Raw genomic sequence first — 12,086 nt, forward strand, 5'->3', positions numbered from 1 at the left:
TGGGCGCGGCCTTTTTCATTTCAGTTGGAGTGACGCTCTCTCGCGCGCTGTTAACTATTCACTGTTAACTGTTAACTGCCTTACTCCTTGTGGCGAAAAAACCGCTGGATACTGGAAAAGTCTTTTTCAGAGTAGCCATGGTTCCCATGGGCGGCGTAGAGGCTTTTTGCCAGGTTTCCCATGGGGGTGGCGGACTGAGTGCTCAGGGCGGCTTGCAGTGCCAGGCCCAGATCCTTGTTCATCAGCTTCACGGCGAAGCCGCCTTCATAGTCTTTCGATGAAGGGACATTTTCCATGACACCGGGCCAGGGGTTGTACTTGTCCAGGGACCAGTTATCGCCGGAACTGGCTTTCATGATCTCGGACAGTACCGCCGGGTCCAGGCCGTGGTCCGCGCCCATCTGCAGGGCTTCCGCGGTGCCGATCATGTGGATGGCCAGCAGCATGTTGTTGCAGATTTTCGCCAGCTGGCCGGCACCGTTGTCGCCGGCACGGAACACCTGGGCGCCCATGCATTCCAGCACCGGGCGGGCCCGTTCGATGGCGTCGCTTTCACCGCCACAGATAAAAGTCAGGGTGCCCGCCTTTGCCCCGCCCACGCCACCGGAGACCGGGGCGTCGATCATCACCCTGCCCTGCTCTCGGGCAATGCCTGCCACATCCCGCGCAGTGTCCGCATCGATGGTGGAGCAGTCGATAATCAGGGCGCTTTTATCGATGTGTTGCAGCACGCCCCCGTCTTCTCTATCCCGGGCGCCAAGGTACAAGCCACGAACCGCCGCCGCCGAGGGCAGCATGCTCACGATCACGTCCGCTCCCTGCACCGCTTCAGCGGCACTCTCGGCAGCCTTGACGCCATCATTCACTGCAGCCGCCAACAAGGCGGGCACCAGATCAAATGCCGCTACCTCATGTCCGGCCTTGACCAGATTGGCGGCCATGGGACCACCCATATGACCGACACCGAAGAATCCGATTTTCATGGTTGTCTCTCCCTGCCGCTTTCCCGAGCGGATATTTTTGTGCGTTTAGAAAGGGGTCGGACGTCTGACGTCAGAAGCCAGACGCTAAACCCACTTACCCATTTCTTTGTCGTCCGACGTCTGACCTCCGACGTCAGACCTTTCCCCAGCACAACCGGATCGCCTGCAGGCAGACTCCTACGGCATGCACGTTCAAAGGAAAGAAAGATCCTTCAACACATTGCGCGCGATAATCACGCGCATGATTTCGTTGGTGCCTTCCAGAATCTGGTGCACCCGCGTATCACGCACGTAGCGCTCCAGCGGGTACTCACTGATATAGCCATAACCACCATGCAGTTGCAGGGCCTGGTTGCAGACGTTGAAACACAGGTCCGTGGCCAGGCGTTTGGCCATGGCGCACAGCATGCTTTTATCGCTGTGATTCTGATCCAGTTTCCAGGCGGCCAGGCGCACCATTTGTTGTGCTGCCACTAACTCCGTAGCCATGTCGGCCAGGGTGAATTGCACGGTCTGGAAATCACCGATGGCCTGCCCGAACTGTTTGCGTTCCTGCACGTATTGCTGGGCCTGGCGCAGAGCCGCCTGGGCCGCACCCAGCGAGCAGCTGGCGATATTGATGCGGCCACCATCCAGCCCGGCCATGGCGATTCGGAAGCCCTGCCCTTCTTCACCGATCAGGCAATCGGCAGAAATTCGTGCGTCTTCCAGAATCACCGCCCGGGTGGGCTGGCTTTTCCAGCCCATCTTGGCTTCGTTGCGCCCATAGCTGATGCCGGGGGTATTCGCGGGCACCGCAAAGCAGGAAATGCCGCCGGCTCCGGGCCCACCGGTGCGCGCCATCAATACCAGCACATCGGTATCGCCGGCGCCGGAGATGAAGGCTTTGGCGCCATTCAGCACATAGTCATCGCCGTCTTTTTTCGCGGACGTGCTTAACGAGGCCGCATCGGAACCGGCCCCCGGTTCGGTAAGGCAGTAGGACGCCAGCTTTTCCCCACTCATCAGGTCCGCCGCCCAGCGCGCCCGGATGGCATCGCTGCCAAACCGGGTGAGCATCCAGGTGGCCATGTTGTGGATGGTGATGAAAGCCGTGGTCGAGGTGCAGCCCTGGGAAAGTTGCTCGAAGATCAGCGCCGCATCCAGTCGGCTCAGCCCCATGCCGCCGTGCTCTTCATCGCAGTACAGGGAACAGAACCCCAATGCCCCGGCTTCGCGAATGGCGTCTTTGGGAAAGAGGCTGTTTGCATCCCATTCTGCGGCGAAAGGCGCCAGCGCTTTTTCAGAAAACTGTCTGGCCGTTTCGCGGAAGGCGATTTGTTCTTCGCTAAAAGAAAAGTCCACGCGTTGATCCTTTCAAGACCGTTTCATCATTCAAGACCCTGCCCCGGGAGCGTCGCTGGCGGCGGGATAACCTGACGCTGGAATCGCGCCGCCAGCGACGCTCCTACGGAGAATCCCGTCACTTCAAATTGATACTCATGTTTGGCCCGGCCGCCGGAATATCGGAATCGAACCAGCGACTGGTGACGGTCTTGGTTTCTGTGTAGAAGCGCACGGCCTGTTTGCCGTAGGCGTGCTGGTCACCGTAGAACGAGCCTTTCCAGCCGGTAAAGCTGAAGAACGGCAGCGGCACCGGAATCGGCACATTGATACCCACCTGCCCCACTTCCACTTCATGCTGGTATTTGCGCGCCGCGGCGCCGCAGGCGGTGAAGATGGAGGTGCCGTTGCCGTAGGGGCTGTTGTTGACCAGCTCCAACGCCTCTTCCAGGGTATCCACGGTGACGCAGCAGAGTACCGGGCCGAAGATTTCTTCCCGGTAGATGGACATGTCCGGGGTCACACCGGAAAACAGGGTGGGTCCCACCCAGTTGCCATCCGGCAGGCCGTCCACGGTGCACTCGGAACCATCCAGCAAACAGTTGGCGCCCTCTTCCTTGCCCTGCTTGATCAGGGTGAGCACACGCTGTTTGGCCTGGGGACTGATCTGCGGGCCGTAGGCGGCATCGGGATCGTTCCAGGCGCCGGGGCGAATCTTGGCGAACTCGTCTTTCAGCTCATCAATCCAGGCTTTGGAGTCGCCCACGAACACCGCCACACTGATGGCCATGCAGCGCTGCCCCGCCGCCCCGCAGGAGGAGCCCACCAGGCTGCTGATCACCTGTTCTTTTTTCGCATCAGGCATGATCACCATATGGTTCTTGGCACCGGCAAAACATTGGGCCCGTTTCAAATGCTCGGTGGCCGTGCGGTACACGTGCTGCCCCACCGGCACCGAACCCACAAAGGACACCGCCTTGATATCGGGATGGGTCAGCAGGGTATCCACCTGCTCCTTGCCGCCATGGACCACCTGAAGCAGACCCGGCGCTGCACCGGCTTGCTGGAACAGCTCCGCCAGCCGGTTGGGGGTCATGGGATCCTGCTCGGAAGGCTTGAGCACGAAGGTGTTACCGGCGGCGATGGCCAGGGGGAACATCCACAGGGGAATCATGGCCGGGAAGTTAAAGGGGGTGATGCCGGCACAGACTCCCAGCGGCTGGGTCCAGGAGTGGCTGTCGATGCTGCGCGCCACATTGCCCATGGTCTCGCCCATCATCAGCGAAGCGATATTGGCGGCCTGCTCGGCCACTTCGATACCGCGCCACACATCGCCCTTGGCATCCTCGAAGGTCTTGCCGGTTTCCTGACTGAGGATCTCGGCAATCTCTTCCTGGTGCTCCTTGAGCAGGGCCTGGTAACGCAGCATCAACCGCGCCCGCTCAGACACCGGCACTTCCTTCCAGTCGGCAAAGGCCGCCTTGGCGGAAGCGATGGCCTGCTCCATTTCGCCGGCGGTGGCTGCCGGGGCTTCGCACAGCACCTCTTGCGTGGCCGGATTGGTAACCGGTATCCACTGGTCGGTCTGGCTGGCGACGAATTCGCCATTGATCAGCATGGGGAGTTGACGAGCCATGGGGTCTCCATTCTTGTTTGGGCTGGCGAGCCAGCGTGAAGCGAGTCTGCGCGTTAAGGAACTTCTGAATACGTTGTAGCACAGCCTCCGGCGGATAGAGATAGCCACTTTTGACCCATGATGGACTATATTGCTGCTTATGAGATCTTCAACCGACCCCGACAACCACCCGGCGGAAACCTCCCGCTGGCCGCTGCCCGCCAGTGGCCAGCGCACCGTGGTGCCCCCGGCGGTGCTGGCCACCATGACGGCGCACCCACTCTGTCGCGGCTGCCTGCCCCATGGCGTCGGCTACTACCCCCATGCCAGCGGACACCGCATGTACCGGGCGAATCCCGCGGATGATCTGCTGATTTACTGCGTCTCAGGCCAGGGCCAGCTGCAGGTCGAGGGCCAGACATTGGCGGTAACCGCCGGGGATCTGTTACTGCTGCCGGAAGGGCTTCCCCATCGCTATCAGGCGGACGACAGTGATCCCTGGAGTATTTACTGGGTGCATTTAGGGGGGGATGAGGTCGCAGGGTATTTTGACGAAATTGCCGGGGAGGGCGTGGAGCGTCAGCGGGTAACGGTGGGGGTACATTCACGATTGGCAGAGGAATTTCAGGCCCTGCTCGCCGCCGCCACCCGGGTACAGCCGGAGCACCTGGTCTACGCCGCCAACCTGTTGCGCAGCCTGCTGGCCTTTGCGGCCCTGATGCGCCGCCAGTACACCACCCGCCACGCCTCCCTGGACATCAACCGGGTCAACAGCTACCTGCAGACCGCCCTCACCCGCCGTCTCAATCTGGACGAGCTGGTGAGCGCCACCAGTACGCTGTCGCGCTACCATTTTATCCGCGAATACAAACGCCAAACCGGGCAAACTCCCATGCAGGCCTTTCAACGCATCAAGGTCAGCCATGCCTGCTATCTGCTGGATATCAGCAACGACACCCTGGCGCAGATTGCCGCCCGGCTGGGCTATGATGACCCCTATTATTTTTCGCGATTGTTTAAAAAAGTGATGGGCGTTTCGCCACAACGTTACCGTCGTGAGCGGGGGCATTAGGGCCATAGTGAGCCAGAATATAAAGTACGTTAACCGCAGGACACACGACGGTTACTCATTCTTTAGCACGCCAGCGGATATGTACGGTGCACTGAGCCTAAGGCGAACTGCACCATCAAACGCCGGACCGGTGCAGTTCGCCTTAGGCTCAGTGCACCCTACGGTAATTGGTGAGTAGTCGTTTAATGGTTCGGCTGGGTGTTATTTGAAAAGCTGACGGTGCTGCCTCGCAGATACTGCTGGATTCGCGACGCAAGCATCGCTTCCCATATTTATTTTTTTAATTTTATTTTCAAAAATCAGGCGCGGCTTAACCAGGTCATGGTCATCACGTCGGGGTGATTTTCACACTGAAAAACATAGGCGCAGCCGTAATCACCGAACCAGAAGGGCAGGGTGTCGGTGGAATCCAGCTGCATGATAAATTGCATTTTTTTCTGGCAACAGGGGCAGGTCGGGTAGTCCACATTCTGCACCCAGTGCGGCCAGCCCAGCAGCTTGTCGCCGGCCCGCGGGGCAGGGCGGTGGGCATGGAGCAGGGCGAGGGTGCCGTCGGGGAGATCATCATTGATGGCCACGGTTTCCTGCTGACCGGGAAAATCGTTGTGGCGACTCCAGCCGGTGAGCGACTGTTCGGGGAAGGCATCAGGAATGGTCACCGGCAAGGCGTCGAAGCCGCCGGTCTGATCCCGGGGAATCACCCGGGTGAGTGAGGCTTCGGAGAAGGGCAGATGGGCCTGGCAAAGCACCTCGCATTCTTCTTCCATGTTGGTGCAGTAGAACACCTGTAATACCCCGTCACCGAACGGCTGACCCGCCTCCGCCGGCAAATCCCCGGAATCCAGCTGCACGAACAACTGCATGGGCTGATGGCAATGGGCACAACAGGGCCAGGACTCGTCGGGCCTCAACAGGGGCAAGCCCCCGAATTTCGAACGCGCGCCGGGCACAGCAGGGCCTGTCCGGGGCCGCCAGGCACTCCGGGACAAGGGGGCAAGCTTGAGTTTGATTTCTTCAGGCAGCATCACACGTCCTCGCAAGGTCGTTTTAGCTTGCCCAGAGTGCGGGACCAAGGCAACGAATAGCCTTCACAAATCTGCTGCCAGGGCGGTTTTGCTGACTGAGTGGAATGCAAAAAAATACAGTTGGCAGTTGATAGTGGACAGTTGACAGCGGCGCGAGCCCGGTTTGTCGATTTTAAAACACTTGAGGCCGCGCCCAAGCTTTAAGCGCGGCCTGCTGCGCTACAATTAACAGCCAATCAAGACCGCGTAGCTGTCAACTGTCCACTATCAACTGTCAACTGCCTTCAAACTGCCCCATCTGCCATTGCCCGAACGCCTGTTGCGCCTGTTCCAGCTGCTCGATCAGCCGTTGGCGTTTGCCCGGTTCGAATTTACGGCTGGCCAGGGATAGCAGGGTCTTGTGCAGGCGCTGGCGCTCCTTGCGGTCCATGTGATCGAGCCAGTGTTCACCGGCCTCATTGACCACCAGCACGTCGCGACCGGCGTGGTTGCGCTGGCTGACTTCGTAGCTGTGCACCAGGGCACGGCCCAGGACCACATAGGCGAACTGGGGGTCTTTCAGGGGGCCGTAGACCGCTTCCCGGAAGCCGCCACTGAGCGGGCCCAGTTTCAGGCGGGTGAGTTTGTCGCTGTAGTAATAGCTGCCGGCGGCGCCGAGCAGACCACCGATCAGCGCGCCGGTGCCAAGGGAATGCCCCAGAGTCACCGCATCCAGGCCCGCGCCGCCCACCGCACCGGCACCGAAGCCGGCGGCGGCCAGCTGGGTCTTGCTGATGCCCCAGAGCTGGCGGGTACGCTCACTGAACAGGTCACCATCGTCCGGGGTGAGCAGGTCGCTTTCCTGCCGTTGCAGGCGACGGTGCTGATAAAGATCTTCCACCGACCGGCGCAGGCGCTGCTCCCGTTCGCGCTGCCAGTGATGCCACCGCTGGCGCAATTTGGGCAGCAGCGGTTTGGCCGGTTCGTGCTCACCCAGGCGGGCACTTTCCTGATGGCCGAGCATGTCGATCAGGGCATCGGCGATATGTTCCAGGGCCTGGCTGTCGCGGCCAAATTTGAGGGCCTGCAGGTATTCCAGCGCCGCATCCAGCGGCTCGCGCCAGTCCGGCGCCAGTTGCCCGAAGCTGCGCAGCAGGTCCAGGTGCTTTTCGAAGGGAGCGCGCACCGCGTCAAAACGGCGCACGATCTGGAAATACTGGCCCAGGGCCGCTTCCCAGTCGGCACTGTGATCGTCGCTGCCGATCTGGTTGATCAGCGCCAGGCTGGGGCGGCCGGTCCAGCGCAGGATGTTCATTTCCGCTTCGTGTTCGCGGTTGTAGGGTACCGAGCCGTCCACCACATAGATGATCCCCGCGCCGTCCACGATGGGACGCAGCAGCTCGCACTCGTCGTGATAACGGGGATCGTCCGCATGCTGGGTGACGAAAGCCGCCACGGTTTCCGGGCGATCGGAGGCGGACAGGCTGTGCCCCTGCAACCAGGCCAGTACCTTGCGGGGACGCTGGAACCCGGGAGTGTCGATCAGCTCGTAGAGGGTCGTGTCATCCACCTTCATGGGGTAACGGTGGCTGTCGCGGGTGGTGCCCGGCTCCATGGCGATGGCAATGGAATCGTTCTGGGCCAGGGTGGCCACCACGCTGGACTTGCCCTTGTTGGGGTGGCCAACCACGGCAAAGCGGGGCAGTTGTTGGGCCGTTTCGTTCATGGTTGATCCTGTTCCCGGGGGGCGCACAGCAACAGATGGCTGTCGCCCTGACGATCCACGAAGCGTTGCCACTGGGCCAGCAGCCCGGCATCGGTGAGCGCGGTGCCCTGCTCATCCGCCAGCGGCACCAGGGCCAGCAGGGTGGCGGCGGGCCAGTGATCGCGGGCATCGACAATGAAATCGCTGAGTTCCCCGGTGGGTGGCTCCCAGCCCCGGGTGACCAGGATCACCGGCTGATTGCGGGCACCGGTCTGTTCCAGCACCCGGGCATCTTCTTCCAGGGAATTGTTGCCCCCGGCACGGCACTGCAGCGGCCCCGGATCGCGGCTGAGGCGGGGCAACAGGCCGGGGGCGTCAATGGCAGCGCCGGCCCAGTGGATCAGGGTGGCACTGTCCGGCAGGGGCGACAGGTCCGTTTTGGCCGCCGCCGGGGCGGGCTGGCTGTCTTCCTGGCCACGGGTTTCCACCCAGGGCGTCTCGAAGCGATAGAACAGCCCCTGCCAGCCCGGGTGGGCGCGCAGGGCCCGGCCGGCCTGCCAGCGGAGCTGCAGGGCCGCCAGCATCAGCAACACCAGCCGGGGCAACAGCACATACATCAGCCACAGCATCAGCACAAAGGGCCACCAGGTCCCCAGCAAGGCCGGGTTATCCGCCGGAGTGTCCGCAAGCCGGTAGAACTGGGATGCGCTCACCAGCTCCGCCGAGGGGACCGCTGCGGGCCACAGGCTCTGCCAGGGCTGGGCCAGGGCCGCCACCATCCGGTGATAACCGTCGGCGGAGGTCTGCAGTGTCGTACTCCAGCCGAAGGCCAGATCCTGCACCACCACCAGGGCCAGCAAGGTCAGCAGACCGCTGATGGCAAACAGCAACCCCCCGGTGTGGGCGATGCGGGCACACAGGGCCGGGCGCAGGGCGGCCAGAGGATCCTCCCCCTGGCGCGGCCCCAGCAGGCTGCCCCAGGGCTGCCAGCCCAGCCAGGCCTGCAGGCTGGTGAACAGGGCCAGCAGCAGTTGCAGGGCCACCAGGCCGATCAGCAGTGTCAGGTTGATCTGCCGGCTGCCGTCATACCAGAGCAGACCCAGCATGAAACCCGCCCCCAGCAGGGCTCCCAGGCCGGCAAACACCCAACGGGCCTGGCGCCAGTGACGCAGGCGCGGGTCGGCGCCGGCTTCACGGCGCTGGCCGTTCAGGGCATGCAGGGCCGCCAGCCAGGCTGGCACGGTGAGCGGTTGTTTCTGGTCTTCCTGCTGCTGGGCAAAACGGCGATCGCGGCGGTGCAGAAAGGCGTGGCTCTGTTGCACATCACGACGGTACTGGTCGTCAAAATCCAGCAGCAGGGTCAGGGCCTTGGGCAAGGGGCGACCTCGAGGTTATTTGTCGTCCGGGGCAGCGGCCGGTTGCGGCAGCTGTTTGGGGGAGGTGTATTTCACCCCGTCAGTGGCACAGGCTCCGCAGGCATTGCCGTACTCGCCGAGGATGCCCCCTTGCTCGTCATAGCCGAAGGCCGGGCGATAATCCATGGTGCAGGCCTGGGGCGGATCTTCCGGGCAGGTGGTGGTGCTTTCCGGCAGCCCGGCCGGGTAGTCCGTGTCGTACTGGGTGGCGCAGGCGGTGGCCAGCAAGGCAAGAGCGGGCACAACCAGGGCAACAGCTTTCATTGACGATCTCCTGAAATAGTCGTCGAGGACCATGCATTGGAGATTCAAGCATAGTGAAAGTTCAGCGGCCACGCATGCTCCCGAGGAAAAACTTTTGTTAGACTTTCACCGTTGGAGCCTTGCTTGCAAGGCGAATCCTTTCAGAACAGCCGCCTCTTCGCCTTGCAAGCAAGGCTCCAACGAAAGACCGGTTTGTCAGGCTTCGTTATTTTCCTGGCGGCGTCATTGCTTTCCCACTTTTTCTCACGAGGCTTCCATGGCGTCCAACATCGACTGGCGCAACATTCCTGCCGCGATCTGGCGGGGCCGTTCCGGCACCCTGCGACCGGTGAGCCGACCGGATCCGGTACGGTTGGAGGATCTGCTCGGCATCGATACCCAAAAGGCGAAGATCCTGCAGAACACGGAACGGTTTCTACGCGGCGAACCCTGCAATCATGTGCTGCTGTGGGGCAGCCGGGGCACCGGCAAGTCCTCCATCGTCAAGGCGTTGCTGAACGAGTTTGCGCCGCGGGGGTTGCGGGTGATCGAGGTGGACAAGGACGACCTGCAGGATCTGCCGGATATCGTTGATGATATCCGCGAACGCAGTCAGCGCTTTATCGTCTACTGCGATGACCTGTCGTTCGAGGACGGAGAACACCAGTACAAGCATCTGAAAAGTGTGCTGGAAGGCTCCCTGGAATTGCCGCCGGAGAATGTGCGCTTGTACGCCACCAGCAATCGTCGCCATCTGGTGCCGGAATACATGAAAGACAATGAACAGAGCCAGGTGGTGGGCCGGGAGATTCATCACGGTGATGCGGTGGAGGAAAAGATTTCCCTTTCGGATCGTTTCGGGCTGGCGTTGAGTTTTTACCCGATCAGCGAACCGCAGTATTTCGAGATCGTCGATCACCTGTTTGGCCCGGTAAAAGACCGGGCGCAATTGCACGTTCGCGCGCGCCGATTTTCCATGGAAAAAGGCGTGCGCTCCGGACGTACGGCACGGCAGTTTTATAATCAGTTTGTGGGGGAGTTTTGAGGAGCAAGGTGAAAGTTTAAAGTTGAAAAGCGCGAAGCGAGGTGGGGAGCAACCGAAAAGCCCACGCGCCGCGCCGCTGTGATGCTGCGTTCTTAGCCACCAACGCGGCCACCTGCTTTCACCCTTGGCAACAACACCATCTCGCGCTTTTTTAACGTTGAACTTTCACCTTTTAACTAAATCACAACCGCTGGACGGTGGCGTCGCAGATGGCATTCACCGCCTTGCGTGCCGCGGGAATAACACCGCCCATGGTGAGAAAGCCGTGGACCAGTTGCGGGTAATCCAGGGCAGTGACATCCACCCCCGCTGCCCGCAATTTCTCGCCATATTCCAGCCCTTCATCCCGCAGGGGATCGGTGGCGGTGATCAGGATGGCGGGGGGCAGACCGGACAGGTCCGGGTTGCGCAGGGGCGACACGCGGAAGTCCTCCATCATCGCCGGATCGTGAATAAACTGGCTGCGAAACCAGGCCAGCAAGGCCATATCCAGGCCGAAGCCCTGGCCCAGGGTCTGCACCGAGGGGTGCTTGAGAGCCCCGTCGGTGGTGGGGTAGATCAGCACTTGCAGGGCAGGCAGGGGCAGGCCGGCCTGTTTGGCCTGCTGGCAGACCACGGCGCTCAGGTTGCCGCCGGCACTGTCGCCCATCACCGCCAGCCGCTGCGGGTCCAGCCCCATGGCGGCGGTGTTGTCGAGCAACCAGCGCCAGGCGGCCAGGCAATCCTCCGCCGCCGCCGGAGAGGGATGCTCCGGGGACAACCGGTAATCCACACTCAACACCACCGCATTGGTGCGGTCGGCAATGTAGCGGCACAGGCGGTCGTACTCGTCCACGCCACCCACGGTAAAGCCGCCACCGTGCATGAACAGGATTGCCGGCGCCACCCGTGGCGCCAGGGCCGGACGATAACGCCGCACCCGCATCGAGCTGCCATCGTCCCGCGGCACCTGGTGATCGACCACCACGGGCAAAGACACCGGCGCCACATCCAGCAGATTGATGACATCCCGGTACAGGCGGCGAGCCTGTTCCACGGTACCGCTATCCAGCGTCGGCTTGGCGGCGCTGAGCGCCAACAGGAAGCGCAGGCGGGAATCCAGATGGGAGCGACTGTGGGTTTCCAGGCCTGCGGACAGCTTGTCCAGCACCGCACCGGGCAGGCTCATCAGGGCGCGCACCGCGCCACGCTCGAATACTGCAGGATTCATCGATTGTCCTCTTTGTATCTGCCGTCGATGACGCTCATGCATCAGGCCGTCGGCATGAAACGTTACTAAAAATACCACTCCAGACCGCCTTCGATGCCGGTCACGGTGATGTAATCCTTGTCCACGTACTGCATGTACTGGAGGGTCAGCCCCAGATTGAACGTGGTGCGCACGCCCACTCCGGCGCCAAAGGCCAGACTGGTCTCATCATTACGCGAGACATCATCCCGGCAGCGCAGCGCGTTGCAGCGGCGCCGGTTGGTTTTCACCTTCACATCGGCAATACCCGCAAAGCCCTGCACGAAAAATTCGTCTACGTAGGCATCCAGCACGGGCAGCGTGACCGGTGACTGGAACGGCAACCGGCCGGTGGCCAGCAAGGCGCCGATATGATCCACGGTGTAATCTACCTTGTTGCGGCTGTTCTCGGCCCGCCAGGTATCGCCGGAAGGCGCCACGGCAGCACGCAGC

11 protein-coding genes are annotated in these 12,086 nt (G+C 61.8%); 2 read left to right on the forward strand and 9 right to left on the reverse strand.

Annotated elements, in window-relative coordinates:
• Positions 1 to 80: 80 nt before the first annotated feature.
• From mmsB to A3714_RS15580, 3 genes are all read right to left on the reverse strand, one after another.
• A complete protein-coding gene (mmsB, locus tag A3714_RS15570) occupies positions 81 to 983 on the reverse strand; it encodes a 3-hydroxyisobutyrate dehydrogenase (protein WP_062815207.1) in 903 nt (300 codons plus the stop codon).
• 192 nt (positions 984 to 1,175) lie between these two features.
• Positions 1,176 to 2,327 carry an acyl-CoA dehydrogenase family protein gene (locus A3714_RS15575; RefSeq protein ID WP_063525753.1) on the reverse strand — a complete coding sequence of 384 codons (1,152 nt, stop codon included), beginning with the start codon at positions 2,325 to 2,327 and terminating at the stop codon, positions 1,176 to 1,178.
• A 118-nt stretch (positions 2,328 to 2,445) separates the two neighbouring features.
• Entirely contained in the window at positions 2,446 to 3,942 is a 1,497-nt protein-coding gene (locus A3714_RS15580) for a CoA-acylating methylmalonate-semialdehyde dehydrogenase (RefSeq protein WP_063508932.1), read from the reverse strand.
• Positions 3,943 to 4,081: 139 nt separating this feature from the next.
• On the opposite strand from A3714_RS15580, the gene A3714_RS15585 reads away from it, so the two are divergent.
• Positions 4,082 to 4,993: an AraC family transcriptional regulator gene (locus tag A3714_RS15585; protein WP_063525752.1), complete on the forward strand. Its 912-nt coding sequence runs from the start codon at positions 4,082 to 4,084 to the stop codon at positions 4,991 to 4,993.
• Between the two features lie 299 nt (positions 4,994 to 5,292).
• Here the strand turns inward: A3714_RS15585 and A3714_RS15590 are convergent, their stop codons facing one another.
• The 4 genes from A3714_RS15590 to A3714_RS15605 all read right to left on the reverse strand — a co-directional run bounded on the left by A3714_RS15590 (position 5,293) and on the right by A3714_RS15605 (position 9,381).
• Positions 5,293 to 6,018, reverse strand: coding sequence for a DUF1963 domain-containing protein (locus A3714_RS15590; RefSeq protein WP_063525751.1), 726 nt, complete (start codon positions 6,016 to 6,018; stop codon positions 5,293 to 5,295).
• 274 nt (positions 6,019 to 6,292) lie between these two features.
• Positions 6,293 to 7,723, reverse strand: coding sequence for a GTPase/DUF3482 domain-containing protein (locus tag A3714_RS15595; protein WP_063525750.1), 1,431 nt, complete (start codon positions 7,721 to 7,723; stop codon positions 6,293 to 6,295).
• Positions 7,720 to 9,078 (reverse strand): DUF2868 domain-containing protein, encoded by a 1,359-nt coding sequence (locus A3714_RS15600; protein ID WP_063509080.1) that lies wholly within the window; start codon positions 9,076 to 9,078, stop codon positions 7,720 to 7,722. The genes A3714_RS15595 and A3714_RS15600 overlap by 4 nt, the downstream gene beginning before the upstream one ends.
• Positions 9,079 to 9,093: 15 nt before the next feature.
• Positions 9,094 to 9,381, reverse strand: coding sequence for a hypothetical protein (locus A3714_RS15605; protein WP_063509081.1), 288 nt, complete (start codon positions 9,379 to 9,381; stop codon positions 9,094 to 9,096).
• A gap of 256 nt (positions 9,382 to 9,637) precedes the next feature.
• On the opposite strand from A3714_RS15605, the gene A3714_RS15610 reads away from it, so the two are divergent.
• Positions 9,638 to 10,405: an ATP-binding protein gene (locus tag A3714_RS15610; protein ID WP_063509082.1), complete on the forward strand. Its 768-nt coding sequence runs from the start codon at positions 9,638 to 9,640 to the stop codon at positions 10,403 to 10,405.
• A gap of 181 nt (positions 10,406 to 10,586) precedes the next feature.
• Here the strand turns inward: A3714_RS15610 and A3714_RS15615 are convergent, their stop codons facing one another.
• Positions 10,587 to 11,615: an alpha/beta hydrolase gene (locus tag A3714_RS15615; protein ID WP_082844712.1), complete on the reverse strand. Its 1,029-nt coding sequence runs from the start codon at positions 11,613 to 11,615 to the stop codon at positions 10,587 to 10,589.
• Positions 11,616 to 11,680: 65 nt separating this feature from the next.
• A partial coding sequence (locus A3714_RS18125) for a hypothetical protein (protein ID WP_063527198.1) occupies positions 11,681 to 12,086 on the reverse strand: 406 nt, incomplete at its 5' end.

It is taken from the genome of Alcanivorax sp. HI0007, assembly GCF_001635525.1.
GTDB lineage: Bacteria > Pseudomonadota > Gammaproteobacteria > Pseudomonadales > Alcanivoracaceae > Alcanivorax.

Coding starts and splice junctions, on each gene's coding strand:
- mmsB (WP_062815207.1), bottom strand. CDS start 983: ATGAAAATCGGATTCTTCGGTGTCGGTCATATGGGTGGTCCCATGGCC.
- A3714_RS15580 (WP_063508932.1), bottom strand. CDS start 3,942: ATGGCTCGTCAACTCCCCATGCTGATCAATGGCGAATTCGTCGCCAGC.
- A3714_RS15585 (WP_063525752.1), top strand. CDS start 4,082: ATGAGATCTTCAACCGACCCCGACAACCACCCGGCGGAAACCTCCCGC.
- A3714_RS15590 (WP_063525751.1), bottom strand. CDS start 6,018: ATGCTGCCTGAAGAAATCAAACTCAAGCTTGCCCCCTTGTCCCGGAGT.
- A3714_RS15595 (WP_063525750.1), bottom strand. CDS start 7,723: ATGAACGAAACGGCCCAACAACTGCCCCGCTTTGCCGTGGTTGGCCAC.
- A3714_RS15605 (WP_063509081.1), bottom strand. CDS start 9,381: ATGAAAGCTGTTGCCCTGGTTGTGCCCGCTCTTGCCTTGCTGGCCACC.
- A3714_RS15610 (WP_063509082.1), top strand. CDS start 9,638: ATGGCGTCCAACATCGACTGGCGCAACATTCCTGCCGCGATCTGGCGG.
- A3714_RS15615 (WP_082844712.1), bottom strand. CDS start 11,615: ATGAATCCTGCAGTATTCGAGCGTGGCGCGGTGCGCGCCCTGATGAGC.